Origin of the sequence: Candidatus Methylacidithermus pantelleriae (assembly GCF_905250085.1) — a bacterium.
GTDB classification, from domain to species: Bacteria; Verrucomicrobiota; Verrucomicrobiia; order Methylacidiphilales; family Methylacidiphilaceae; genus Methylacidithermus; species Methylacidithermus pantelleriae.
In genome coordinates this window covers 26,195-50,376 of the sequence record NZ_CAJNOB010000005.1, presented here as the reverse complement: position 1 = coordinate 50,376, position 24,182 = coordinate 26,195, and the positions used below count along the sequence as shown (strand labels likewise).

Sequence of the window (24,182 nt, the reverse complement as noted above, 5' to 3'; positions counted from 1 at the left end):
GAGGGCCTGCAGCATATCACCTCCCCTTCCCCGGGGCCGACCGAGGCAAGGGGAACACGAAAAAGCTTCGCTAGATCCAGTCAATCGGGCCACTGGTTACTGGATCTCCACCTTGGCTCCGACCGCTTCAATCTTTTTCCGGATGGCTTCCGCTTCCTCTTTCGTTACCCCCTGTTTGATCGGCTTCGGAGCGCTTTCTACGAGAGCCTTGGCCTCTGCAAGGCCTAGCCCGCTTACTGCGGCACGAACCTCTTTAATGACCGCAATTTTATTGGGCCCAACCTCCTTGAGAATGACGTCAAACGTCGTCTTGGCCTCTTCCTTGGGAGCGGGAGCTGCCTCGCCGGCCACCGGTACACCGGCTACACCGGCCACCGCCACGGGAGCGGCGGCAGTCACCCCCCAACGGGCCTCGAGTTTCTTCGTCAGCTCCGAAACCTCAAGAACGGTCAACTGACTCAGCTGTTCCACTATTGCGTCTAGATCCGCCATCGTTTCCGACCTCCTTTCACCGTCGTTTTTCCCGTTTCGACTTCATGCAGCCTTCTCTCACTGGAAAGAAAATCCTATCTCGGTCTCTCCCCCATCCCTTGTGCACGCAACACCAGCTTCCTCCTTGCCATCTTAACTCCCTTTTTCCCCTGTCGGTTCCTCCGCGTTTCGGTGCCCAGCCTCCTTTTTCGCTTTCTCTCCTAACAGCCTTGCTAGGCCGCTCGCCGGCGCGATTAGGAGAGAAAGCATGCGACTGGCCGGTGCCGAAAGAACCCCAAGGAATCGTGCCAAAAGAACCTCCCTGGGCGGCAGCGCCGCCAACGCTTCCCACTGCGATCCGTCCAAGGAAGCTCGCTCCAGAAACCCGCCCTTAATCCGCGGCTTTTGAAATTCCGTCGCAAAACTTGCCAAAACCTTCGCAGCCGAGATCGCATCGTCATTCCCAGCAACCACCATGGTTGGGCCTGTAAGAAAGCCATTCGCGGACCCCCATCCCTCAGCCTCCAGCGCCAGCTGCAACAGGGTATTTTTGACCACACACGAACGACTGCCAGCCTGCTTGAGCCGCCGCCGTAACTCAGAGAGAGCCCCCACATCCAGGCCAGTAAAGTCACAGAAGATTAGATAGGAGGACCCCCGGATCCGTTGCCGGATTTCCTCGACCAGGAAACGCTTTTCCTCTCTCATGCTCTTCCCGCTACCCAACCTCCCGTGGATCTAGCAAAAAAGCTGCCATTGGTTTTGACTCCTGCCTTTTGGGCTTTCCTACTAACCCGCTTTGAGGACAAAAGAATCACTTCCTCAATGTTTGACCAAACTTGCCGCATCAATCCGTACCGATGGCGAAAACGTGAGGGATAACGCGGCGCTCTCAATGTATCGCCCTTTCGCACTGGCCGGGCGGGCACGCACTACTGCCTCAACCGCCGCCCGAACATTTTCTTGCAAGGCGGATTCCGCGAAGGAGATTTTCCCAACCAAAAGATGAATGTTACCGTTTTTATCGAGCTTAAACTCTACCCGACCCGCACGGCACTCGGCGATCGCCCTTTCCACATTGTCCGTTACAGTTCCCGTTTTCGGATTCGGCATAAGTCCTCGAGGACCCAAAATCTTTCCCAGCTTGCGGACCTCCGTCATCGCTTCCGGTGTAGCGATCGCCACATCAAAATCCAGAAACCCCTCGGTGATCTTCCGGACCAAGTCCTCCAGGCCCACATAATCGGCACCCGCCTTCCGGGCTCGTTCAGCTGCCTCCCCTTTGGCAAAGACCAAGATTCGAACTTTCTTCCCTGTCCCATGGGGAAGGGTCACGGCCCCTCGAACCATCTGGTCGCTTTGCTTGGGATCGACCCCTAACTTCATGGCCAGTTCCACGGACTGATCAAAACGCGCCGGGGGCATCGCTTTCAAAATCCGGATCGCCTCGGCCAGATCATAAACCTTACCCGGCTCAACCAGCCGGGACGCCTCTTGGTACCTCTTGCTATGAGCTACCGCCATACGCCCGTTTCTCTCCCACGACCCTTTTTCTTTCCTCTACCCAACAATTTCAATCCCCATGCTGCGGGCCGTTCCAGCAATCATCCGGATGGCTGCCTCCTCCGAATCACAATTGAGATCCTTTTGCTTGATCCGAGCGATTTCTTTCACTTGTGCCCGTGTCACCTGCCCTACCTTGACCCGATTGGGCTCCTTGGAACCACTGGCTATATTGGCGGCTTTTTTCAAAAGCGCCGACGCCGGGGGTGATTTCGTAATAAAGGAAAAGGTCTTGTCCTTATAGATCGTAATCACCACCGGCAGAATATTCCCCGCTTCCTTCTGGGTGGCCGCGTTAAACTCCTTGCAGAAAGCCATGATGTTCACGCCGTGCTGGCCCAGCGCAGGGCCCACCGGAGGAGCAGGGTTAGCCTGCCCTGCCGGGATCTGGAGACGAACCACCGCTTTCACTTCCTTAGCCATAAGGACATTCCGCCAAGTTCGCTTGGCCTAGGAGCTCTGGAGTTGGAGCAAGCAAAAAACTTAGTATCGCCTGAATTTACCCGCAAATCAAGTAATTTTCTCTACCTGCCAATACTCAAGATCAACCGGGGTGGAACGACCAAAGATACTCACCGAAACCCGTAATTTTCCCTTCTCCGGGTCGATCTCCTCAATCACCCCTTCCGAATTTAGGAAGGGTCCATCGCCAACCCGAACTCGATCGCCCACCGCAAATGCCACCTTGGGGATCACCTTCTCTTCGCCTTCCCGCACCTGGCGCAACAATGCCTCAACCTGGTCAGGAGGCATTGGAAGAGGATTGTCGCCGTCAGCAAAACCAATCACTCCCGGCGTTTCACGAATAAAATACCACGTCTTTTCAATAATCTTGTTCTTTTCGTCCCTGAGTTTCATTTGGACAAAGACGTAGCCGGGGAAAAGTTTTCTCTCCGCCTCCACCTTTTTCCCACGGCGAATTTCTGACACGCGCTCCACAGGGATGACGACCTGCCCAATGAGATCACCCATCTCCTCAATCTTGGCACGCTGCTCAATGCTTTTTTTTACCTTGGCCTCCTGCCCAGAAAGAACATGCAAACTGTACCATTGCTGCTCCGCCGTCGTTGAAGCGGTCCCCAAACGGGTCTCCTGCGGCGATTGTTGGGCCACCGAAGCCCTCTCCTTGTCATTTACCTCAATCATCATCCCTTCCTTTGCACCCGCTGCAGTAAGCCCCGAGGGGAGGAAGAAACCTGCCCCCCCAAGTGTGCACTCTTACCTTGGGATAGATTTCTCTTATACCCGGAGCCTGGTCAAAAAGCCCACCACCTTTGCCAAAAGAAAGTCAATGCTCGTCACAATCGAGGCTAGAAGAATGGAAGAAATCACCACAACTACCGTCGAATCAATGAGTTCACGAAACTTCTTGGGCCCTTTCTCGGCCGGATCCCAAGGCCAAGAACACTTTTTCAGCTCCACCCACGTCTCTTCCAAAAAGACCCGGATCTTCTTCCGATCCCGGTATAGGAGCCACCCAATTCCCCCAACGGCAACCGCTAGCAACCCATAGGTTATCCAATCTAAGAGAGCTGACTGAGAAGTCGCCATAGCAACGCCTGCAGGGCAGGAGGGACTCGAACCCCCAACCAACGGTTTTGGAGACCGCTACTCTACCATTGAGCTACTGCCCTAGAAAACCTCTCTAACGAGCCAACTTTTATTCTAAAATCTCCGTTACCCGCCCAGCGCCGACCGTTTTTCCCCCCTCGCGGATGGCAAACTGCATTCCCTTTTCCAACGCGACAGGACTAATCAGTTCCACTTCCAATTCAACATTGTCGCCTGGCATCACCATTTCAACTCCTTCCTTTAGCTTCACAGTCCCCGTCACATCGGTGGTCCGAATGTAGAACTGGGGCCGATACCCGCTAAAGAAAGGCGTGTGCCGACCTCCCTCCTCTTTGGTCAAAACGTACACTTGGGCCCGAAACCGGGTATGGGGGGTAATGCTTCCCGGTTTAGCAACTACCTGCCCTCGCTCCACATCCGTCTTTTTGACGCCTCGCAAAAGCAAACCCACATTGTCGCCAGCTTCCGCCTGGTCCAAGCTTTTGCGAAACATCTCGATATCCGTAACAACGGTTTTGATCGTGGGTCGCAGGCCAACCACTTCCACCTCTTCCATTCTCTTCAACGTGCCTCGTTCCACCCGGCCGGTAACCACCGTGCCCCGCCCCTCGATGTTGAACACGTCCTCAATCGGCATGAGAAAGGCCATATCCTTCGGCCGTTCGGGGATCGGGATGTAACTATCAATGGCCTCAAGAAGGGCCATAATGTTCTTTTCCTCCTCCGGATCGCCTTCCAGTGCCTTCAAGGCACTTCCCCGAATCACCGGTACCTTGTCTCCGGGAAACCCGTACTGGGAGAGAAGATCCCGGACCTCAAGCTCGACCAGGTCCAAAAGCTCCTTGTCATCCACCATATCGACTTTGTTAAGAAATACAACCAGGGCCGGAACCCCCACCTGGCGCGCCAAAAGCACATGTTCCCGCGTCTGAGGCATCGGGCCATCCGCGGCGCTGACCACCAAAATGGCTCCATCCATCTGAGCAGCTCCGGTGATCATATTCTTGATGTAGTCCGCATGGCCCGGACAGTCCACATGGGCATAGTGTCGGCGTTCCGTCTCGTATTCCACGTGGGTCGTATTGATGGTAATCCCACGCTCCCGTTCCTCCGGAGCGTTATCAATCTGGTCATACGTCTTGCGCTCCGCCAGACCCTTTTTGGCCAAAATTTGCGTAATAGCAGCCGTTAAAGTGGTCTTTCCATGGTCCACATGACCAATCGTTCCCACATTCACGTGGGGTTTCGTTCGGACAAACGCTTCCTTCGCCATGAACACTCCTTACTCTTTGGTTTTCCTACCCATTCCCAGCGACTGATCCATCGCCTTTCTCCCAGCCCATGACCGGGATTGAACCGGTGACCTCGTCCTTACCAAGGACGTGCTCTACCAACTGAGCTACATGGGCGATCCATATGCATAGATCAACCAATCTTTACTTGTCCGGCTTGCCCAACAAGCGGGTCGCCGGAGGCCGTGCCATCCCTTTTTTTACTATGAAGGAACCCCTCAATTGAGCAAAAATCAAGTTTGTGTCAAGAGGGATCCCAGCCCTGCACGAGTCCAGCTTTCGCCGTTTTCCCCAAAAAAAAGCCGCTAGGGTGATCTTATGGGCAAGCCCTCTTCTACCTCTTCGACCCTTGCCTTGAGCCGGCCACGGAAAACATCAATGAAGACCCGCTTCCCCAAAAGCTTTGCATCCGCTTCCCGAACAATTCGCCCCTCCAGGTCCCAAACCAGGGCGTAGCCTCGTTTTAGGGTCCCCTGTGGTCCCAAAGCAGCGAGCTTTTCGCCCAGAAATTGCAGCTGTTCACGGATCTGTTCCATCCTCCGCTTGGGAAGATTCCATTGCCATCGCTCCTGCAGAATCTCTAGCCGGCGCACGCGTTCCTGGAGATTTCGCTCCGCAGCACCCGTCAAAGCCCACATCTTCTCGTCGAGCCTCTGACAAAGACGCTCAAGCACCTGTCGTGGCTCCCGGAATGCATAATGGGATCGGAAACGCTCTACCTTCTCCGTCCAAAACCGCAGCTGGCGGGCGACTGATTGATGAAGCCGGTGCTCGTAGCCCGTGATCACTTCCTCCCATTGAGCCCAGTCGCGGCAGATCATTTCCGCAGCCGCACTGGGAGTTGGAGCCCGAAGGTCAGCCACAAAATCCGCAATGGTGAAGTCAGTCTCATGCCCTATCGCAGAAACGGTAGGAATCGGGCAGGCTGCCAAGGCCCGAGCAACGACTTCCTCGTTAAAAGCCCACAGGTCTTCGATACTTCCTCCCCCCCGAGCGATCACCACCACATCCACCCGTCCCTCCTCTCCAAACGCCCGGATCGCCGACGCAATCTCTTCGGCAGCAGTGGCTCCTTGGACTCGAACATCGCGAATCTCGACGCGGATCCCCGGGGCCCGCCGGCGCAAGATACGCAAAAAATCCTGCACGACGGCACCTGCCAGTGAAGTCACAAGCCCAATCCGCTCGGGAAAGATCGGCAAGGAGCGTTTTCGGGCCAGGTCAAAAAGCCCCTCTGCGGCAAGCCTTCGTTTCATCGCTTCGAACTTCTGGTACAAACTCCCACTGCCTCTGGGTTGAAGGTCACGAACCACTAACTGGTACTGGCCTCGAGCGTCGTACACCGTGACCCGACCCCGGGCTATGACTTCCTGCCCGTCGGCCACCGCGAAGGTGATCCGAGAGGATTCTTCCCGGAAAAGAACGCAAGAGAGTACTGCCTCGGAATCTTTGAGGGTAAAATACACATGCCCCGAAGGCGCTGCCCGAAAGTTAGAAATCTCACCACACACCCAGACCTCCGGGAATTTTTCTTCAAGCACCCAGCGGATTCGCTTGGTGAGCTCGCTCACAGTCCAAGGTCTCGGAGGAGGCTCCGCGGGCGCGCTCCCTCCCTCTGGGACCTGCCACAGATCCCACAGCTTTACGTCTTCTCCCTTGTCCATTGTTCCAAAATCCTTTGCAGCACTTCCGGATAAAGCTCGTGCTCGGCCTCTTGAATCCGGGCATGCAGGGTTTCTGGCGTATCCTCTGGCAGCACAGGGACCTCCCTTTGCCCGAGGATCGGACCTGCATCGAGCTCCGCCGTCACCCAGTGAACAGTACATCCGGTGACCGGCACCTTTGCCTCCCATGCCTGGCGCCAGGCATCCCGCCCTTTGAAGGCAGGAAGAAGAGAGGGATGGATATTAACGATCCGGTTGGGGAAGGCTGTTAACAGCGGAGATTTCAGAATCCGCATAAATCCGGCCAAAACTACAAGATCCACCCTTTTTTCTTTTAACATTCTCGCAAGTTCTTCCTCGACCTCTGGATCCAAGCGGCTATGAAACCGACTCGGGGGAAGAACGCAGGTGGCTATCCCGCGCCGCCGCGCCTCCTCCAGAATTCCTGCCTCCGGCCGGTCCGAAACCACAAGCGCAATCTCTGCATCTAACCGGCCTTCCGCAATCGCCCGGGCAATCGCCACAAAGTTACTCCCCTTTCCCGAGCCTAAGACCGCCAGCCGGTACCGTCCCATAGAAAACCTTTTTCATCCCCACGCCTATCCGGAATCAAGCGACCCCAGAAGCTCGGTTGTCGAGTACCCGGGGACACGCTCAATAAAGAACACCTTCGTACCCAACCGCTCAAGCACATCTCGCTCGTGGCGGTTGAGAGTCTCCCAGTTATAATCGGCTCCTTTTACGTAAACCTCAGGACAGATCTCCTCAAGGAAACCTTCCGCAGTCGTCGAATCAAAAAGGGTGACCGCATCAATCACGCGAAGGGCGCGCAGAACTCTTATGCGAGTCTCTTCGCCCCAGATGGGACGCCCGGGTCCTTTCAGCTCTCGGACCGAACGATCGCTATTGACCCCCACCCAAAGAAAATCTCCGAGGGTGCGAGCCCTTTCCAAACAGTGGAGATGACCTGGATGAAAAAGATCAAAGCATCCATTGGTGGCGACCACTCGTACCCCTTGGCCGCGCAGTCGTTCCCGAAAATCAGAAGCCTCTTCCAGTGGAATCCATAGGGCAGAAAAACCCCTCCCCAATCCCTCACTAGGATTCATCCTCGTTCCTCTGGTTATTCTTTGGCGCTCCCATCAGGGAAGCTCCGCATATTTCACTGAACACCCGTAGGGCACACTGGTCGGATGAGGAACTGGCCGGCCCGCTAGCGCCGCCTCCAACGCTTCCTCGATATAGTTATGGGCACGGGCAATATCCCCCACATCGACCGAGGCAATATCATCAATTGCACCAGCGTAGAGAAGCTTTCCCTCCGGGTTAATGAGAAAAAGATGAGGCGTTGTCCTTGCTCCATAAGCCCTCCCGGTTGTTCCATCAGGATCCAGAAGGTAAGCGTCCCCGCCAAAGCCCATCCTCCGTAACACCGTCTCCGCCTGCACCGGTGTCATGTAGCCTGGCTTTCCCGGAGCCGAGGAACAAATGGCCAGCCATACCACCCCTTTGGCCCGGTACTTCTTTTGAAGCCTGGGAAGGTTTCCACTTCTATAATGTTTCCCCACAAACGGGCATTCCACATTGATCCACTCCAAAACGACCCATCTTCCCCGGTAATCCGAAAGCCGGTGCGTTTTCCCCTGATAATCCCTGAGGGAAAACTCGGGCGCCGGCTTTCCAACGAGGGCTTCTCCCCTTGCGCTTGCCAGCCACGGCAAAAGGGTCATGACCAATAGACTGAACCCAAACAAGCGCCGATGGGAAACCTGGACACGACTAGGCCCGCACTCCATATCTAGAGATTCTCCTTTTCGGATTCCCATGGACCCACCATCCTTTCGGGACGCACCAGCGCATCAAATTCCGTTTCTGTCAAATAGCCGGTTCGCAATGCTGCCTCCCGAAGGCTGATCCCTTGCCGGTGAGCCAAAAGAGCGATTTCCGCGGCGCGATCGTATCCCAGTTTCGGGACCAGGGCCGTCACAAGCATGAGGGACTGGTTTACCAACTGGCGCAACCTCTCCCGGTTGGGGGCTAGCCCGGTAAGACAATGAAGCCGGAAACTGCGACACCCATCCACCAGAAGGCGCAAGGATCCCAGGAGGCAGTGGATGAGGAGAGGCTTGCAAGTGTTTAATTCGAAATTTCCCTGAGCACCCGCAACACCGATCGTCAGGTCGTTTCCGATCACCTGCAAAGCCACCATAATAAGCGCCTCGCACTGTGTAGGATTCACTTTGCCCGGCATCATGGAAGAGCCAGGTTCGTTTTCTGGTATCGTTATTTCCGCCAACCCGCACCGCGGACCGGAAGCCATCCAACGAATATCGTTGGCCACCTTCCACAAACTAGCGGCCAAAGTTCGAAACGCCGAACTGACTACCAAAAGAGGCTCATGTCCAGCAATTAACGATGCGCGGTTGGTCGCCACCTCAAAAGGCAAGCCCGTACACTCCCTTAGATGCTCCACCACCAGTTGGCCAAACTTTGGGGGAGCGTTAAAACCCGTTCCTACCGCTGTCCCGCCAATGGGAAGTGAGTAAAGACCTTCTAGGCCGTGACGTACCGCGTTCCAACCCACCCGTAGCTGCGCTGCATACCCCAAGAGTTCGTACCCCAAGCTAATGGGAAGGGCATCCATCAAGTGAGTCCGGCCAATTTTGATAATCCCCCCAAAATCGCTACCCAGTTTCTCCAAGGTTCCCACAAGCGCTTCTAGCTCGGGGAAGAGTCTTTCGACCAGACCGCAGGCAAGAGCCACGTGGAGCGCTGTCGGGATCACATCGTTGGAAGATTGGGAAAGATTCACATGATCGTTCGGATGGACTGGAGTCTTGCTGCCCAGAACACCACCAGCGAGTTCAATCGCCCGGTTGGCGATCACTTCATTACAATTCATATTGGTCTGTGTTCCGCTTCCGCTCTGCCAAATGTGAAGGGGAAAGTGATCATCGAGCTTGCCCTTAAGCACCTCCTCGGCCGCCGCAACAATCCACTCCATCGTTTGCTGCGAAAGAAGCCCTAGGCGGTAGTTGGCGATGGCTGCCGCTTTTTTGACCAGTCCTAGCGCCCGCACAAATTCGGCTGGAACTTTTTCTTCCCCAATGTCAAAAAAATGGAGAGCCCTCGCTGTCTGCGCGCCATAGTAGCGGTCCGCCGGTACTGGAACCGGCCCAAGTGTGTCCTTTTCTACCCGGCATCCTATGGGCGTTCCTTCTTCCGTCATGTCCATCCTCCTATCCTAAAGATCCCAGGCAAGGCTAGCGCAAAACCGTTCCTCAGCCAAAGACTACCCGCTCATTCGCAAGAGGCCTTTTTCCGGCTCCTTCTGGCCCCTAATGTGCCCTAGGCAACTTCCCTGTACGGGTCATCTTTCCTCAAACCCCGTGGTAAAGGAGAAAAAAAGTCCTTTACAATGCCAAAGAGCTCCTGCATGAGCTAGGGGATTGACATAGAAGACTAGCTTCCCGCAAGCAAATCGGGCTTTCCTTGCGGGATACCTTTTTGGCCTGGTGATCCACTTTTTCCCGAGGCAAGAGCGCAAGACTGCATTTGCTATTCTTTTTTCTTTTTTCCCACCAATACTCCCTCCCACGTTTCTTGGCTCCAGCACAGGCGCTAGTGTCCCAAAAGCGCTCTTCCACTCCAACCCTATTTGGAAAAGCTTCTCATTGGCGGGCTTGATTCCCTTTTGGCAGAAGGGCAAAAATCGGGCCCAAGAAACCGGAGTGATGCATCCATGAAGGGGAGACGATTCTTCTACGTTTGGGCATTGCTTGCGTGGACTGGGATCGAAACGATGGCGTGGGGGAAGGTTCTTTTGGGAATTGATGTCCTCCGCCAGCACGGTTTTAGGCCTCTGCGGGGCAAACGGATCGGGCTTATCACCAATCAAACCGGGGTCGATGCTCAAGGGCGACCCACTCGAGTCATCCTTCAACGGGCACCAGGAGTTCACCTGGTTTGCCTCTTTGCTCCGGAACATGGAATTTTGGGCACGGCTCCTGCCGGGAAAAGCGTTGGGCAGACCCGGGACCCCCTGACAGGCCTACGCGTCTACTCGCTCTACGGTCGCATCAACCGGCCGACTTCCGAAATGCTGCGGGGGTTGGATGCTCTGGTCTTCGATGTCCAAGACATTGGATGCCGTAGCTACACCTATCTAAGCACGATGCTGGAAGCAATGAAAGCGGCGGGCGAAAACGGGATTGAATTTGTGGTGCTGGATCGGCCAAACCCGCTGGGGGGAGAAAGGGTCGAAGGACCCCTAGTGGAAGCGCGGTGGACTTCTTTTGTCAGCCCAGTTCCTGTCCCATATGTCCATGGAATGACGGCTGGAGAGATCGCAAAAATGGCCAATGCCAAGGGATGGGTCCAGCCACCGTGTCGGCTCTCCGTCATTCCAATGGAAGGTTGGTCCCGGGACATGACCTGGGAAGACACGGGCTTACGTTGGATCCGGACCTCGCCCAACATCCCCTATCCTCGAAGCCCTGCTTACTACGTGGTTACAGGCCTGGTAGGAGAACTTTGCGGGGTTGACGTGGGGATTGGAACGAAAGAACCCTTCCAGTATTTTCTCGTCCGCCATATGGATCCCCACCGGTTAGCGGCCCAGTTAAATTCCTGGGATCCGGGAAGAATTCAGGCCTCCGTGCGGCCGGTCCGTGGAGGGAAGGCGATCTTTCTTACGATTCATCCCAAGACTCGGGCCAACCTGTGCGAGCTTGCCGTCTACCTCCTCTCGGAAGCCAATGTATGTGGCCAGGTGCTTTCTCGCAGCCGGCCTTCGCAGATCAACCTCTTGTACAAGGAGTATGGGAGTAGCTCGATCCGAGCATGGTTAGCTCACCACAGTCGGCCTTCGGAACTGGTTCGGAAATGGGCACCTGGGGTTGCTACCTTTCGTAAGGAGCGCGCTCGTTTTCTTCTCTATCCGGAACACCCGGGCCAAAGCGAGAAGGAACTGGCACTCCAACAGTAATTGCGACGCCCGCCATCCTGGACTCGACGGCTTTTCCCTCCAAGCCCGAATCAACCACCCGGGGGAACACCTGGTCTCAGAAGCTCCCGAGCCAGTTCGACACCAAAAGATTGGGAGGAAACGTGGAAAACCTTTCGTGCTCGAGCCAAGCACCGCTCTCCCAAGTCTTCGATCCGTTTTTGCAATTGTTTCCGTGCCCTTCTACAGCTCCGCCAAGGACACTCCAGGAGTCTCTCCCGTAGGATCACATAATCGTGCAATTTGCCCAGGGTCTGCTCCAGCCAGCGAACTTCTTTTCTCAACCGTTCAAGACGCGGGCACCGCCTCCACCGCAAAAGAAGCTCGAGCTGGTAAAAGAGATACTTGCAATACTTGCGCCAAGCATGAAACGACCGAGACTCCCCTTTTTTTGCGGCTTGGCGCATGCGTTTCCTGGCTCGCCGATAGGTGGCTACAACTCCTAAAAGGAGTTTTGTGGGAAAACCACTCCGAAACGTAGGATGCCGGAGAATAACGGCGGTACATTCACGGAGCACGTTCTCTGGCTCTTGGAGCGATGTACATCCCCCGTTCCCCAGGAAGGGATCCTTGCCGGTTCGTGCCCTTTCGTTTCGATCCCAGGAAGCACAAAGCCGGCCCAGAACCGGACGATATGGTTTGGGCAAATCTGGGAGAACTTCCCGTAGCGTTTGGATGATGACCCGTTCATCTCGTTGGCTCGAAAGGTCACGTGCAGCTTTTTTCAGAGCGGCATCGATCCGGCCATACTCCGTCTTAGGCAAGAAAGGACGAATCATTTGGAGATAGGCTCGGAGGCGTTTGCTACCCGTCCGCAGCCGATGAACGCGCTCGCTCTCGGAAAGCTTTGGAAGATCGTGGAACAAGCGACCCAGACGCTTTTCTTCCCTTAAAAGCGCGTGCTTTGCTCCCGCATCCCAACGCTCAGCAAGGAGCGACTTGGGAGTCACCTCGCCGCGAGAGTCCCCCAAAAGCTTGACCTCGTTGGCTTGTTTGCTTGACATCGAGACGAGTATCTCCTTTCGTTATACGTCGAAGGGCAGCTATGGCGCGGGAGCAAGTGATTCTCGAATGCACGGAGGCGCGGGCCTTGGGGAAACCTCCCTCGAGGTACTTCACCACGAAAAAGAAGGTAACCGGCCAACAGCCAAGACTGGAACTCAAAAAGTATAATCCCTTTCTCCGGCGTCATACCCTCCATCGAGAGGTTCGATAGGTAAAACTTTGAGGCAGAACGGCGGGGATCTTCCTACCCGTCTCCTCTTTCCAAAAGAGACCAAACAAGTTCCCAGTCAGGTGGGGAGGTTACTTTAAAATTCCACCCCTCGTAGGGAACCAGCTGGACCCGATAGCCGACCCGCTCAACAGCGGCCGCATCGTCGGTCACTTCTACCGTGTCCCTCATGAGCGCCTCGTAGGCTTTTTGCAAGATTTCCCTCCGGAAGATCTGCGGGGTCTGGATCAACCAGAGCAACGATCGATCCAAAGTCCGTCGTACCCAGTTTTGCCCGCTTTCCGCTTCTTTCACTGTATCGCGGCTGGGCAACCCGCAGGCTGCAGCTCCCACCTCCAGGGCCACTCTCCAGACCCGCTCAATCAACTCGCACGTCACCAAGGGACGAGCTGCATCATGCACCATGACAAATGGGGAGCCCTCCGACAAGGCGTTGAGTCCCGCGTAAACCGAATCCTGCCGGCGACGCCCTCCAGGAACGATACACGTCTTTTGCTCGATCCCAAGCCGGGACGCAAGTGCGGCTGCTTGGGAAAACCGCTCGGCGGGAATGACGAGCGCCAACCGCCCCAGCGCAGAAAAGGATAGGACACGACGCAAGCAGATCTCCAGGAGAGTTTTCCCTTTCCTCGGGGTAAAGAGCTTGTCAAACCCCATCCTCCGGCTTTGCCCTGCCGCTACGAGGATGGCGTCAACAACGTTCCTTGGCACAGTATTTCCTTCCCAGGCTGCCAAAGTTTTCTCCAGCGACACACCCCCTTTTTCTAAAATCAGTGTCCTTTACGAAATTGCAACGATGGGTTAGAGTCCTTTTTCTTTTCCGCTTCTCTTCCCGCAACATCCGTATAAAAAAGGATTCCGCGTTTTCGCAAGTTGTAAACAAAGGCGCTTAAGTCCTCTGCCAGCCTTGGATCATTCAGCAGCCGGCCCAAAGACCCCTTCCCTCGCTGGGCCTGCGCAAGAATTGTATCGAGCCGGGCGGTAGCAGAACGAAGGTGCCGCAGGGTTTCCTTAAGATCACGGGTCGTATCGTCCGTCAGAAGCTTCTCATTCACCTTGAGCAACAGTTCCCGGATCTCTTGTGAACTGGCTTCGAGATTTTGAATGACTGGCTTGGCACTGGCTGCAAGATCTGACACCCGCGCAGAGGCAACTCCCTGAACCCGGTCCCCGTTCTGGAGAAAAGGAGCCTGGTCACCCTTAGGCGTCACCTCCACGGCGCGATCCCCCAGCATGCCCACCTCTACAATTCGAAACTCGGCATCCTTTCGAATCTTGGCCCGGGAATAGATCCTAAGGTCAACTTCTACGGCCCTTCCTTCGTTGATCTGTCGAGGTGCCGAAGCCACCCGCCCCACAGGAGCCCCGGCAAAAGTGACCGGAGCCCCTTTCAAAAGCCCGTACGCATTGGGAAACTCGACCGTGATCGTGTACGTGGGCTCAAACCGCTCGCCAAAACGCCCAAAGGCTACGACCAGACACCCCACCACTAAAAGACCGGCCAAAAGAAAAGCTCCCACCCGAATCTCCAAGAGCTCCTGGCGGGGAACATTACTTCCTACCATAGTTAGCCAAGCTCCTCTTCCTCCGAAATCCCTTCGATGAAACGGCGTAGCTCCGGGTCCGGATGGGATCGAATTTTCTCGGGCGGCAAAACACAGCGAATCGTCCCCTCATATAAGAACGCAATCCGATCCCCAATCCGAAAGGCACTCGGGATATCGTGCGTGACCACAATGGAAGTCATTCCATACTTTCGATTGAGGCAACAAATGAGCCGGTCGATGCTGTCGGCCGCGATCGGATCCAAGCCTGCCGTGGGCTCGTCATAAAGAATGAGTTGGGGACGAGCGATAATCGCCCGCGCTAGCGCGGCTCGTTTTCGCATTCCCCCGCTTAGTTCCTCAGGCATTTTGTGCTCCTGTCCTGCTAGCCCAACTTGCTCGAGGGCCTCCCGTACCATCCGCCAGATCTCAGCTCGAGGCAACCGGGTATGTTCCTGCAACGGAAAGGCCACATTTTCTCCCACGGTCATCGAATCAAAGAGCGCGCCGTTTTGAAAAACCATCCCCATCGTTTTTCGCAAGGGCATGAGCCTTTCCTCCGAAAGGATCGAGATTTCCGTCTCCCCGTGCCAAATTTGCCCCGCGTCCGGTTTTATTAGCCCTAGAATGAGCTTGAGAAGTACGCTTTTTCCCCCGCCACTACGCCCAATAATGACCAGTCGTTCCCCAGCCTCCACTTCCAGGTCGACTCCCCGCAGCACGGGCTGGCGTCCGAAGGATTTCCTCACGCCGATGAGTCGCACCATGGATAACCTCGCTAGTACGAAAACAAAATATTCATTAAGAAGCTAAAAAAGAAATTAGAAATAAGAACTGCGAGAGAAGAAAAAACCATTGCCTCCGTGGTGGCTCTTCCCACTCCCTCGGCCCCTCCCATAGCTTGAAGACCCCGGTGACAACTCATGAGAGCGATAATGAGACCAAAAAAAAGCGCTTTAATTTCCCCCATCCATACGTCTTGCAGCTCCGTATATCGCAGAGTGTGATTCCAATAATAGACCCCCTCTACCCCTAACAACGGCACGGCCACCAGGTATCCACAGAGAATTCCAACCCCGCTGGTTAAAGCGACCAAAATCGGCATGGAGATCAGCATCCCCAGAAAACGAGGAACGACAAGATAGTCCGTCGGGTAAACTGCAAGCGCGCGCAGAGCGTCAATTTGTTCGGTGATCTTCATGGTGGAAATCTCCGCAGCCATCGCCGAGCCCACCCGTCCCGAAACCATTAGAGCACATAAGACTGGCCCCAGTTCCCGGAGCATGGCCAAGGAAACGACCGGGCCTGTGCCCGAGCTAATGCCAAGCTTGCTGAAATGGAACTGGGTTTGGGCAGCAAAGACAGCGCCAGTAAAAGCCCCTGTGATGAGCACAATGGGTTGGGAGCGCGCCCCGATCACGAGAAGCTGGTGACCCAAAATGCGCCAGCGCACGCCGTACCGGACGATACAACGCAACACGTCGAGAAAAAGAAACCCAATCTGACCCCCACTTCTCAGCAAGGAGAGAAAACGGGCTCCCAGACGACGCAAAAATCTCATCATGGATTCTTCTTATGCCGTGCTTTTGAACAAAGAAAACGTATTCTACTCCCCTTCAAACAGGAAACTCCTAGCGAATGTTTTTTCCTAGCCTCTTCCGAAGCCATCTTTTGCCCCTGGCTAACACGAGGGAAGAAAACCCAAACCCTCCCCCCGGGTAGCCATGGTTTCTCGCCTTGTTTTCCGAATAACCAGAGAAAACTTCCTCTCTTGTCATGAGAGCAAAAGGCCAAAGCGTCGCCTCCCACCCTATTCGTTCCACTTGGCTTACGGAGTAAGGCTAGCCGGAAGCCAAACGAGTCAAGCGCTTGTTTGCACGTTTCGAACCATTTCGCCCACACCAACACCCGGAGCAGGAGCAAGCCAAGGGATCCCTGCACCGGCATGCCGTGGCAAACTTGTTTCCTCTCGTTTCGCGAGCCTAGCGAGTGCATCTTTGCGCGAAACGGCTTTTTGAACCCGATTCTCTAAGAAGTCCCGAGCACGCTTTTTTGCGGGAATAGCTTCCGGCGGGTCGAGCCACTCCAGCGCAATCGCCAGGAAGCGTGCCGTTTTCTCCCTTTTTCGTCTTGCAGGAAACTATCCAGGGTAACGCCCAACGGTCCCACCCCTTTGAATGTCGTTGCTCCCACCCCTTCGCCCCCCGGTGCCCAGTAGGGAAGCCTCGTCAAACTCGGGAACACCCCGATACACTTTCTCTCCCTAGAAGCTCGGAACGGAACCTCTCGGAAAGGCGCTCGCCACTCACAGACGCAGTTTTTGCCTTCTCTTATTCCCCGGTGACAGGACCCGCCTTTCGGATTGCCGAGGGCATGTCCACTCCTCCGTCATCTACAAACCTATGGAATAAATGGACAAGCTCTTGAACCTTCTCCCGATAGCGCAAGGGGTCCGGCCAACTCCTCCTTGGGTTGAGAAGTGCATCCGGAACCCCTGGACAACGGGTTGGCAACTCCCAGCCAAAAGTGCGACACCGCTCCATCGGAACTTGCTCCAACGTTCCGTCCAAAATCCGCGCTACAAGGCTTCGCGTGTGCTCAATCGGAATCCGGTAACCGGTTCCGACTGGGCCAGTAACCCAGCCCGTATTCACTAGCCAAACCCTCACTCGCTGCTGCTGTATCCACCGTTGGAGAAGTTCGGCGTATCGATAAGGGGCCAGCGGCATAAAGGGAGCACCAAAACAGGGACTAAAGACGGCTTTCGGTTCGCGAAGCTCGACTTCCGTCTGCCCAACGTTGGCGGTGTATCCCGTCAAAAAATAGTAAAGGGCCTGCAGGGGTTCCAACTTGGCAACCGGAGGAAGAACCCCAAACGCGTCACAGGAAAGAAAAAAGATATGCTTCGCATGCCCTGCTTTGGCCCCGTTGGCCACCCTCCCAAAAAACTCCAGGGGATAACTTCCCCTAGTGTTTTCCGTGAGGGAAGCATCCTCAAAAGAGACGATCCGATCCTGCGGTTCCATCGTTACATTTTCCAACAGGGCACCAAATCGCTGAACGGCCCGGAAAATCTCGGGCTCTCGCTTCTCTGAAAGCCCAAGGAGCTTCGCGTAACATCCTCCCTCAAGGTTAAAAATCCCCGTCTTTCCCCATCCGTGTTCATCGTCTCCAACCAACCATCGGGATGAATCAGCTGATAAACTCGTCTTGCCCGTCCCAGAAAGGCCAAAAAATAGCGCTGCATCCTGACCCGAATCCCCACAGTTAGCGGCGCAATGCATCGAAAGAACATCCTTTTGAGGCAACAAGTAATTCATTACACTAAAAACTGACTTTTTCATTTCTCCCGAATAACCCGTACCGGCAATCAGAACTCTCCTTTTCCCCAGGTGAATACCAATGAAAGCCTCGGACCTTGTCGCATCCTTTGCAGGATCGAGCTCTAACCCAGGAACATGCAAAACCACATACGGAGAATCTTTGAATACACTTTCGTTTTCTACCGGCTCTTTTCGAAACATGATCCGAGCAAACCATGAATGAACCGCCCTTTCTGTAATGATACAAACTGGTAAACGATATAATCCCTCAGACCCCACCGAAAGCTCTTGGACGTAAACTTCCTTGCCTTTAAGATACACACATGCCCGATTCCAAACGGCCTCAAACACCTTCTCTTCTACAGGCTGGTTCCACTTCCCCCAGGCAATTTCTTTCTCCGATTCAGGCTCGAGTACGAAAAATCGATCCTTAGGACTTCGCCCTGTGCGTTTCCCCGTATAAAACACAAACGCTCCCGACGAAGTTAATCGTCCTTCCTGGCGCCGGATTGCGTCCTCACAAAGAGCTGGAGCCGAAAGATTCGCGTAGACCACACTGAGATCTTTAAGACCAAGTACTTCCAGTTGCATCGTGCCTCAGTCGATCCGCCAGAATCCCATGCCAGTTCTCCGACTTTTCAAGATTCTCGTTCGGCTATTCTTTCGGGTGAAACCATTTTGAGACTCCATCCCTCCCATTACCCACCGGTCGCTCCCTTACATCCGCTGTCGCCTCCTTTTCCAACCCCCACGGAACTCCGCGCTGCTTTTCCGATCTTCGCCAAGAATTGCCATCATTCAAAGCATTTTTTTCTTAGCCGAAATAAAAAATTGTGAAACTCGAAAAAACCGAGAGTGTTTCAGCGCCAAAAGCGCGAACTTTTCCCAGACCCATTCGCTTTTCTTAGAGGAGGTTTTCATTGCCTGACTGTCACCACCTGGAAAAGTAGGCCCGTTAGACTGTCAGTCATACTCACAAAAACTCCAATCACTCAGTTGCAAAATATAAACGTTACATCGGTTGACGTTACCCGCCGGCCCGTTTTGTTCATCTAGCAGCTTACCACAAAAGGCACTTCCGCTTTGCACAAACCCACCGGATCGGAACGATGGAGTCGCAGGATAGTGGGGAACGGGACCCTTTTACAGTCAAAAAAAATGAGCGTTGTTGCCAAGCAGGTATCCATCCTGCGCCCGACCCCTATGGGCTTCCGCTTGACCCATTGTGCAGGTAAGCTTTGCCATGAACATCTATCCCCTTCCAGAGTTGAGCTTGGGAAAGCTCTTCCCTCGCATGCAGCTTGCCATGAGCCTGGCAGGTGTCCAAGGCTAGCTAGGCTTCCAAGTATTCAAAAGCAAGAAAGGGCAATAAAATCAGTCAGGTTTTCATCCGACCTAGCCTGATGCACTCGGGCGCGTTGGAAAATAGAGGAAGGAGGCCTAGCTCCTTTAACAACTTTCTTTCGTTCCTTGAGTATTTCAGTTACTCCGGGGCGAAGGGGGTTGCGCTTGGAGATGAGCCCGGCTAGGTGGATACCCAGGCGGCGGCAAACCATCTTTGGAACCCTTCCGGAGAAGCCTTGAAAGAATCCACTCGGCTCGGAGGCAGGCAGTGAGGTAGTGGGCTACGAAAGAGATCCAGATGGGATTTCGTAATCGGGTCCAGGCCACCAAGATCGAGCGGGTGCACTTTCCAAGAGCTCTTTGGCGGGCCGAAGGCTGCCTCTAGCGGCTCCCCGCCCAATCGCCTGTCGTGGCTCAAAGCTCTTCCAAAAGAAACTCTGCGCTATAAGAGGTTGGTCTTTAGAATCTCCCACCTTCGGATCTGTCCCTCTTGCTGGGTACGTTCCTCCTGCAAGTTTCCATCAGTACTGACCTTCTTCTAGTGCCGGCGTACCCCAAAGTGTTTCTATGGGTCTGGAGGCCTGCTGGCGCGCCACCCCGACCTGACTCCCAGCTTTGACCGGACTAGCCACTTTGCTCCATCGTCTAAGCATTCGGACACAACACCTTGTTGGCACGGACCACCGCGCTTTCCCTTCCTGCTCAATCTTTCCGCCTCGGCCACTCTACTCTCCCGTTAACGTACCGGAGCCCACGCTCCCCCATTCCCTCACCCAAAGTCAGCCCGATCAGCCAAAGCGAGCGGTTTTTGGGGAAGACGGCGGATAAGCGTGGAGCTTTACCTCGTTTGGCCCAGGCCCTTCCGATAGCCCTGGGGTGCTTTAGAGCTTCCCGGTTCAACCGGCTCTCCTCCCTCTATGCAAAACAAGACTCGAGATCCCGGATGCCCATCCTTCGCTGCAAACGCTACCTGCAACGGCTTGGGATCCTCGTCAAAAATTTCGTTTACCAACCTGCGAAAGCCGAAAAGACTTTCTTTTAAGCCGTTCTCTGTGATACCTTTAGCTGCAAAGGTAGCGTGGTGGGCTTTCGGTAGAGACCCGTCTGGGGCATGCACACCGATCCTTATGCCACGGATGAACCAATGGCAGAAACGTTCTGGTCTGGTTTGTTTTTGTTTCTTGCCCATGGGTACGAATCGAGCCATCCGAGGCTTTTCCATTTCCCTAGGCGAGAAAGCGATTTTCCCTTTCAGGCTATCTTACGTTTACAGGCTTCCGTTCTGGGCGCATCTTCTCCCTTACGACTGCGACCGATTTCTTCCGGCAAGGAGAGTCTCGCTCTTGTCCTTGCGCCCGTAGCTCAGATGGTTAGAGCAGCGGATTTCTAATCCGCGGGTCGGGAGTTCGAATCTCCCCGGGCGTACCCAGAGAAAAAGATCTAAGTTCCTACGGGACAAAGGGATAACTTGATCCCTTGAGGCGATGAGTCACGATGAATACGTAAAAAACGCGAGCAGGTGCGTATCAAAAGTGGCAATGAAGGGAGAATAAAGCAAGCGGCGAGGATGGCTTCCCCTTGGGTTTGGTGCGGTGGGGGTGCTGTCTTGCACGGTGTGGGCAAGACTGGCAGGAAGCTACCAATGGAGCCGGATGTTTGGGGTTTTTTTTGGGAATGTGGAACCGTAGGACGCCAAGAGGGCTAGCGTACCACGGTACAAAGGGGAATTTAGAGGCTTGACCCGCCCACCACCCACCGGAACTCGCGCTAGGGGTGACGGGTGACGTTTTGGTTGTCTCTCCTTCCCTACCCGACAGAGGCTTAGAAAGCGATTCCTCTTGTGATGGCTCGCCGGCTCGGGTCAACATCGTGTCAATCGGGGCTTTGACAAGGCCGCGTTTTTCTGTCACGTTGTACAAGTAATACGATCAACACACTGTCAATCGGGGGCAAAAAATGAAAATACTATCGTACTGGCTGGACATCATCGACAAATGGACGGCAATCCTTCGTACGGACAGGGGAGAATCGGCCTCCCTCTACCGGGACCCAGTCACACGATCCTACACTGGCCAGATTGGAGACAAATCGGTGTACCTGTACGAAGACCCGATTGGTGGAGCAGTCAAGGGCCAGGTTGGGGCGACTCTGTCTGCTTTACCGGAGAACCGTACCGTTCCCATTCTCGTCGATCGATCGGGTGGTGCGGTTTTCAGGATAGCCAGGACGAAGAATAGGGCAGAAGATTCACCCCCATAAGGCATAAAGGAGCCCACGGTAGAAGCTGTGGAGAAATGTGCTCCACCTCCGATCCTCACCCCAGCCTAGAAGCGGATGACACGTTGTCAGAAGCTCCTATACGCCCCAGTCCCCTCACGCGACAGGCTTTTCGCATAGAACGTATAAGGATACCCTGCAATCCTATTTTTTTGGGGAGCTGGCAATGGAGGAGTGGACAACCTTCAAGGCAAGCTAGCCCCTCGCTCCACAAGGGGGAGAAAGAATACCGGATTACCCATCGTTGATCCTCCCCGTTAGTTGAAATTGCCGCCAAAGGCCAGACCCTTTTGTTCCGTGAGCCGAAAACCAAAGATTGGTGCCCGATTTGGGCTTGAGCTAAGGGAAACGCGAGGAGCTTTTGCCTAGTAGGAGCCAGCGTCTTCTCTCCACCCGTTTACACTGGGCGAAATTCTATCTAACGAAGGCTGCTTTTATTGAAACCCGCGACCGAAGGCGGTGAGTTATAACTCCTGTCAGGCAAAACACTTGGTTTGAACCCACCCGCACGGCTTGATCAAGCTTTTCTCCTGACTGTCCCAGCTTTTCCTGAATTTTACTCCAATAAGCAAGCCCAAGAACTTACGCCATTAGCGTTGTCGACGGCCTAGCGCGCTCTAACGCCGCAAAAGATGGTGGAGACGGATTACGCGGCGGCTCAAGCAGGGCTTCGAGCCGAGCTTCTTGATCGTATTGTTTCGACTAACCCCGCATTTCTTGAAAACCACATTGTCGATCTATTTGGTTGTAATCGGTTACAGACGATCACATCGCTCCGGGGCAACAACACTTGGGAGAAGCGCCGATGAGGGGTTGATAGTGTTGTGAACCAGCATCCGCTTGGTCTTGATCGCGTCGATGTCCAAACTAAACACTACAGGCGAGGTTGGTGCGTGGGGCGACCCGAAGATGCAAGCGTTTGTAGGGGCTTGGTAGCTGGACCTCCACCGGCATTCGGGTCAGATTGCACAGGATCCTCGTCTTGACCTGCTTGCCCACCCGATACGACTCCCGGACAAGAACGGATCGGTAGACTTTGCCCCTCTGGCAGGTCCCTACCTCCTGCACGTACATGCCTACAATATGGCAAGAACATAATGCTCATGCACATAAAAGTTATTCACATTGTCTTTGCATGGTACGTCCTACAGGATTTTGCATAAGTCCTTCATACGCCGAAAGAATCCTCAAAATGGTGCAGAAGATCGGGTAGGTCTTGGTGGAAGCAAGGGGGCGTTCGTGACAACATCGACATTCTCGGCTCAAGCGGTAGACTTCGTTTGCATCGACCTCAAGGTGTAATCTTTCTTTACGGCAAACGGTTAGCTGATCTAATGCTGGAGCGACCTCTGGGAGTCCGATCGCATGGTGTGAAGGACTTTAAGCGAGTCGATAAAGACCACTTTGCCTGGGAATAAACAAAAGGTGATTACCCCATTACCTGCCACCCTCTTTCCTCATTTCTTTGGTTTTGAGGGAGAAAGGAACTTGCTAGAACGCAATAGACTTTTTACGTCCTACCGAACATGGCGTACCGAGACGAGAGAGGAAAGACCGACAGCGGGTCGAGCCACCAAAGCAATGTGTTAAGATTGGTGGAGATCTGCGAAAGGGACCCTGCCAAAGAGCACCCGTGGGTGTGAGCAAGATTTAGCGTAGCATCCAGAGGTGGTGAACGATTTTGGAGATCTCTTTAGTGGAGTGTTTGGTCATTCTCCTACCGTCAAGGCGAGCAGAAATCTCACACGCAGGGAAAAAGTTTTCACTGCAATTGCGGGCACGCATTCTCCATTTCGTGAGCCCGGGCGTCTTTCTCGAAAGATGAGTTATAATAGCCATCGCGAAGGACCGATTGGAGGTACTGCGGCAAGAAGCTAGCAATGCCTCCAGCCTGCTCGTACTGGTAAACGTGCCGACACTCGTGCGACAAAAGCCTGGTCGACAAGTGTCCCTCACGCACCAGGATGGAATAGCCCAAAGTCAAGCCCCTCATGTTGGGGTGAGGCAATCCCAGTTGCTGAGCCGCTTCTGCAAGCTGAGGATCCTCCGGGACAGGAAGTTGAGGCAAAACGCAAAGGCGGATCCGCTCAGGACAGCGAACTCCGACCATGCTCGCAATCTGAAGCTCGCATTCTGAAAGAGGACGCCCCTTGGCTGCTGCATCCGCGGCCACTCTCTCCGCCCACGCAACCGCTTTCGGCAGTAGCGTTGGGAACAATGTCTCAAGGTTCACGATAACTTTTCCCGCCAGCGTCTCCAAGCCCAATCCTAAGGCCCCTCTCCCAAAGGCTACTGGATCTCGAGGGTGGGGAAAGAGAAAAGTTGTGGCTCCATCGCCCTTATTGAGCACGTTGTTAGCCGCGTTCCGAAACGGCGCTACTTGGCAGGATAGATGAAAGTGTCTTTTCATCATCGCAGGACTGCTTGTGGAGCATAGCTCCCTTTACACACGCCAGTTGCGGCCTCTCGACGACATTTGGCAAAAATGAATAGCCGCCTTGCGCTCCATGGAAAGGAGCCCTCTGCAGGAAGGCGACGGCAGCGGTCGTAGGCTCTAGGAAAAGGCGTCGAAATGGGCGAAAACAGCGCCATCCGCCGGTAACGACCTTTTTACGGCTACCGCACCGGCCACTTCAGTTGCCTGCGACACATGGGCGGCAGGCCCGCGTCCCTTCGGGAAGGTGGATATCATTGCTACGCCCTCTTCGGACCCAGCCAGCCTCGCACCTCCATGCCTTTAGGAACCAACGATCGACGGGGTTTCCTCCTCCCAATCGCGAACCTCCGAAGGGAGAAGCGTGCGGAGATCGCTCCGTGCTCCTAAGCCCTTACAAATAGAGCGTAACGACCAGCGCATCCGCATGGTTCAACCGACACCGAAGCATCGACGGCC

At 54.6% G+C, this 24,182-nt stretch carries 24 protein-coding genes, 3 tRNA genes and 1 pseudogene; 6 read left to right on the top strand and 22 right to left on the bottom strand.

What is annotated here, in order from left to right:
- Nucleotides 1-96: 96 nt before the first annotated feature.
- The 14 genes from rplL to KK925_RS02735 all read right to left on the bottom strand — a co-directional run bounded on the left by rplL (nt 97) and on the right by KK925_RS02735 (nt 9,791).
- Nucleotides 97-492: a 50S ribosomal protein L7/L12 gene (rplL, locus tag KK925_RS02800; protein WP_174582871.1), complete on the bottom strand. Its 396-nt coding sequence runs from the start codon at nt 490-492 to the stop codon at nt 97-99.
- Nucleotides 493-624: 132 nt separating this feature from the next.
- Nucleotides 625-1,179 carry a 50S ribosomal protein L10 gene (gene rplJ / locus KK925_RS02795; RefSeq protein WP_174582870.1) on the bottom strand — a complete coding sequence of 185 codons (555 nt, stop codon included), beginning with the start codon at nt 1,177-1,179 and terminating at the stop codon, nt 625-627.
- A gap of 114 nt (nt 1,180-1,293) precedes the next feature.
- Nucleotides 1,294-1,995, bottom strand: coding sequence for a 50S ribosomal protein L1 (gene rplA, locus KK925_RS02790; protein WP_174582869.1), 702 nt, complete (start codon nt 1,993-1,995; stop codon nt 1,294-1,296).
- 36 nt (nt 1,996-2,031) lie between these two features.
- The gene (gene rplK, locus KK925_RS02785) at nt 2,032-2,457 is read right to left on the bottom strand and encodes a 50S ribosomal protein L11 (protein ID WP_174582868.1); all 426 of its coding nucleotides are present in this window, start codon (nt 2,455-2,457) and stop codon (nt 2,032-2,034) included.
- 87 nt (nt 2,458-2,544) lie between these two features.
- The gene (gene nusG, locus KK925_RS02780; protein WP_174582882.1) at nt 2,545-3,180 is read right to left on the bottom strand and encodes a transcription termination/antitermination protein NusG; all 636 of its coding nucleotides are present in this window, start codon (nt 3,178-3,180) and stop codon (nt 2,545-2,547) included.
- Nucleotides 3,181-3,273: 93 nt separating this feature from the next.
- Nucleotides 3,274-3,585: a preprotein translocase subunit SecE gene (locus tag KK925_RS02775; protein ID WP_236027823.1), complete on the bottom strand. Its 312-nt coding sequence runs from the start codon at nt 3,583-3,585 to the stop codon at nt 3,274-3,276.
- Between the two features lie 11 nt (nt 3,586-3,596).
- Nucleotides 3,597-3,668 (bottom strand) — tRNA-Trp (locus tag KK925_RS02770).
- A gap of 26 nt (nt 3,669-3,694) precedes the next feature.
- On the bottom strand, nt 3,695-4,879 hold the full coding sequence (gene tuf / locus KK925_RS02765) for an elongation factor Tu (protein ID WP_174582867.1): 1,185 nt from the start codon (nt 4,877-4,879) through the stop codon (nt 3,695-3,697).
- A 63-nt stretch (nt 4,880-4,942) separates the two neighbouring features.
- Nucleotides 4,943-5,015, bottom strand: a tRNA-Thr gene (locus tag KK925_RS02760).
- Between the two features lie 188 nt (nt 5,016-5,203).
- On the bottom strand, nt 5,204-6,562 hold the full coding sequence (gene xseA / locus KK925_RS02755; RefSeq protein ID WP_174582866.1) for an exodeoxyribonuclease VII large subunit: 1,359 nt from the start codon (nt 6,560-6,562) through the stop codon (nt 5,204-5,206).
- Complete coding sequence (gene purN, locus KK925_RS02750) at nt 6,541-7,137, bottom strand: phosphoribosylglycinamide formyltransferase (protein ID WP_174582865.1); 597 nt, start codon at nt 7,135-7,137, stop codon at nt 6,541-6,543. The genes xseA and purN overlap by 22 nt, the downstream gene beginning before the upstream one ends.
- A 24-nt stretch (nt 7,138-7,161) precedes the next feature.
- Nucleotides 7,162-7,671 (bottom strand): adenylyltransferase/cytidyltransferase family protein, encoded by a 510-nt coding sequence (locus KK925_RS02745; protein WP_174582864.1) that lies wholly within the window; start codon nt 7,669-7,671, stop codon nt 7,162-7,164.
- Between the two features lie 33 nt (nt 7,672-7,704).
- On the bottom strand, nt 7,705-8,388 hold the full coding sequence (locus tag KK925_RS02740; protein WP_214096236.1) for a thioredoxin family protein: 684 nt from the start codon (nt 8,386-8,388) through the stop codon (nt 7,705-7,707).
- Complete coding sequence (locus KK925_RS02735; RefSeq protein ID WP_174582863.1) at nt 8,361-9,791, bottom strand: class II fumarate hydratase; 1,431 nt, start codon at nt 9,789-9,791, stop codon at nt 8,361-8,363. The genes KK925_RS02740 and KK925_RS02735 overlap by 28 nt, the downstream gene beginning before the upstream one ends.
- Before the next feature lie 513 nt (nt 9,792-10,304).
- Here KK925_RS02735 and KK925_RS02730 point away from each other — a divergent pair.
- The gene (locus KK925_RS02730) at nt 10,305-11,549 is read left to right on the top strand and encodes an exo-beta-N-acetylmuramidase NamZ family protein (RefSeq protein ID WP_174582862.1); all 1,245 of its coding nucleotides are present in this window, start codon (nt 10,305-10,307) and stop codon (nt 11,547-11,549) included.
- A 50-nt stretch (nt 11,550-11,599) separates the two neighbouring features.
- Here KK925_RS02730 and KK925_RS02725 read toward each other — a convergent pair whose 3' ends face one another.
- On the bottom strand, nt 11,600-12,571 hold the full coding sequence (locus tag KK925_RS02725) for a CHAD domain-containing protein (RefSeq protein WP_174582861.1): 972 nt from the start codon (nt 12,569-12,571) through the stop codon (nt 11,600-11,602).
- 41 nt (nt 12,572-12,612) lie between these two features.
- Between KK925_RS02725 and rpmG the strand changes: the two genes are divergently transcribed.
- Nucleotides 12,613-12,783 (top strand): 50S ribosomal protein L33, encoded by a 171-nt coding sequence (gene rpmG, locus KK925_RS02720; protein WP_174582860.1) that lies wholly within the window; start codon nt 12,613-12,615, stop codon nt 12,781-12,783.
- A 33-nt stretch (nt 12,784-12,816) separates the two neighbouring features.
- Here the strand turns inward: rpmG and ispD are convergent, their stop codons facing one another.
- The 5 genes from ispD to KK925_RS02695 all read right to left on the bottom strand — a co-directional run bounded on the left by ispD (nt 12,817) and on the right by KK925_RS02695 (nt 18,259).
- Nucleotides 12,817-13,512 carry a 2-C-methyl-D-erythritol 4-phosphate cytidylyltransferase gene (ispD, locus tag KK925_RS02715; protein WP_214096235.1) on the bottom strand — a complete coding sequence of 232 codons (696 nt, stop codon included), beginning with the start codon at nt 13,510-13,512 and terminating at the stop codon, nt 12,817-12,819.
- A gap of 59 nt (nt 13,513-13,571) precedes the next feature.
- A complete protein-coding gene (locus KK925_RS02710; RefSeq protein ID WP_174582859.1) occupies nt 13,572-14,366 on the bottom strand; it encodes an MlaD family protein in 795 nt (264 codons plus the stop codon).
- Between the two features lie 2 nt (nt 14,367-14,368).
- Nucleotides 14,369-15,112, bottom strand: a complete 744-nt coding sequence (locus KK925_RS02705) for an ABC transporter ATP-binding protein (protein ID WP_174582858.1) — start codon at nt 15,110-15,112, stop codon at nt 14,369-14,371.
- Nucleotides 15,113-15,123: 11 nt separating this feature from the next.
- A complete protein-coding gene (locus tag KK925_RS02700) occupies nt 15,124-15,909 on the bottom strand; it encodes an MlaE family ABC transporter permease (protein WP_236027822.1) in 786 nt (261 codons plus the stop codon).
- Nucleotides 15,910-16,675: 766 nt separating this feature from the next.
- Entirely contained in the window at nt 16,676-18,259 is a 1,584-nt protein-coding gene (locus KK925_RS02695; protein ID WP_174582857.1) for a phosphoenolpyruvate carboxykinase (ATP), read from the bottom strand.
- Between the two features lie 2,104 nt (nt 18,260-20,363).
- Between KK925_RS02695 and KK925_RS02690 the strand changes: the two genes are divergently transcribed.
- The 4 genes and pseudogenes from KK925_RS02690 (at nt 20,364) to KK925_RS02675 (ending at nt 22,098) form a co-directional block, all read left to right on the top strand.
- Nucleotides 20,364-20,437 (top strand) — tRNA-Arg (locus tag KK925_RS02690).
- A gap of 531 nt (nt 20,438-20,968) precedes the next feature.
- Nucleotides 20,969-21,271: a hypothetical protein gene (locus KK925_RS02685; protein WP_174582856.1), complete on the top strand. Its 303-nt coding sequence runs from the start codon at nt 20,969-20,971 to the stop codon at nt 21,269-21,271.
- 376 nt (nt 21,272-21,647) lie between these two features.
- Nucleotides 21,648-21,752: pseudogene (locus KK925_RS11380) on the top strand (restriction endonuclease); the annotation flags it as partial.
- A 169-nt stretch (nt 21,753-21,921) separates the two neighbouring features.
- Complete coding sequence (locus KK925_RS02675) at nt 21,922-22,098, top strand: hypothetical protein (protein ID WP_174582854.1); 177 nt, start codon at nt 21,922-21,924, stop codon at nt 22,096-22,098.
- A 58-nt stretch (nt 22,099-22,156) separates the two neighbouring features.
- Here the strand turns inward: KK925_RS02675 and KK925_RS02670 are convergent, their stop codons facing one another.
- Both KK925_RS02670 and KK925_RS02665 read right to left on the bottom strand, forming a co-directional pair.
- A complete protein-coding gene (locus KK925_RS02670; RefSeq protein WP_174582853.1) occupies nt 22,157-22,363 on the bottom strand; it encodes a hypothetical protein in 207 nt (68 codons plus the stop codon).
- Between the two features lie 688 nt (nt 22,364-23,051).
- Nucleotides 23,052-23,699, bottom strand: coding sequence for a hypothetical protein (locus tag KK925_RS02665; RefSeq protein ID WP_214096234.1), 648 nt, complete (start codon nt 23,697-23,699; stop codon nt 23,052-23,054).
- Between the last annotated feature and the right edge of the window lie 483 nt (nt 23,700-24,182).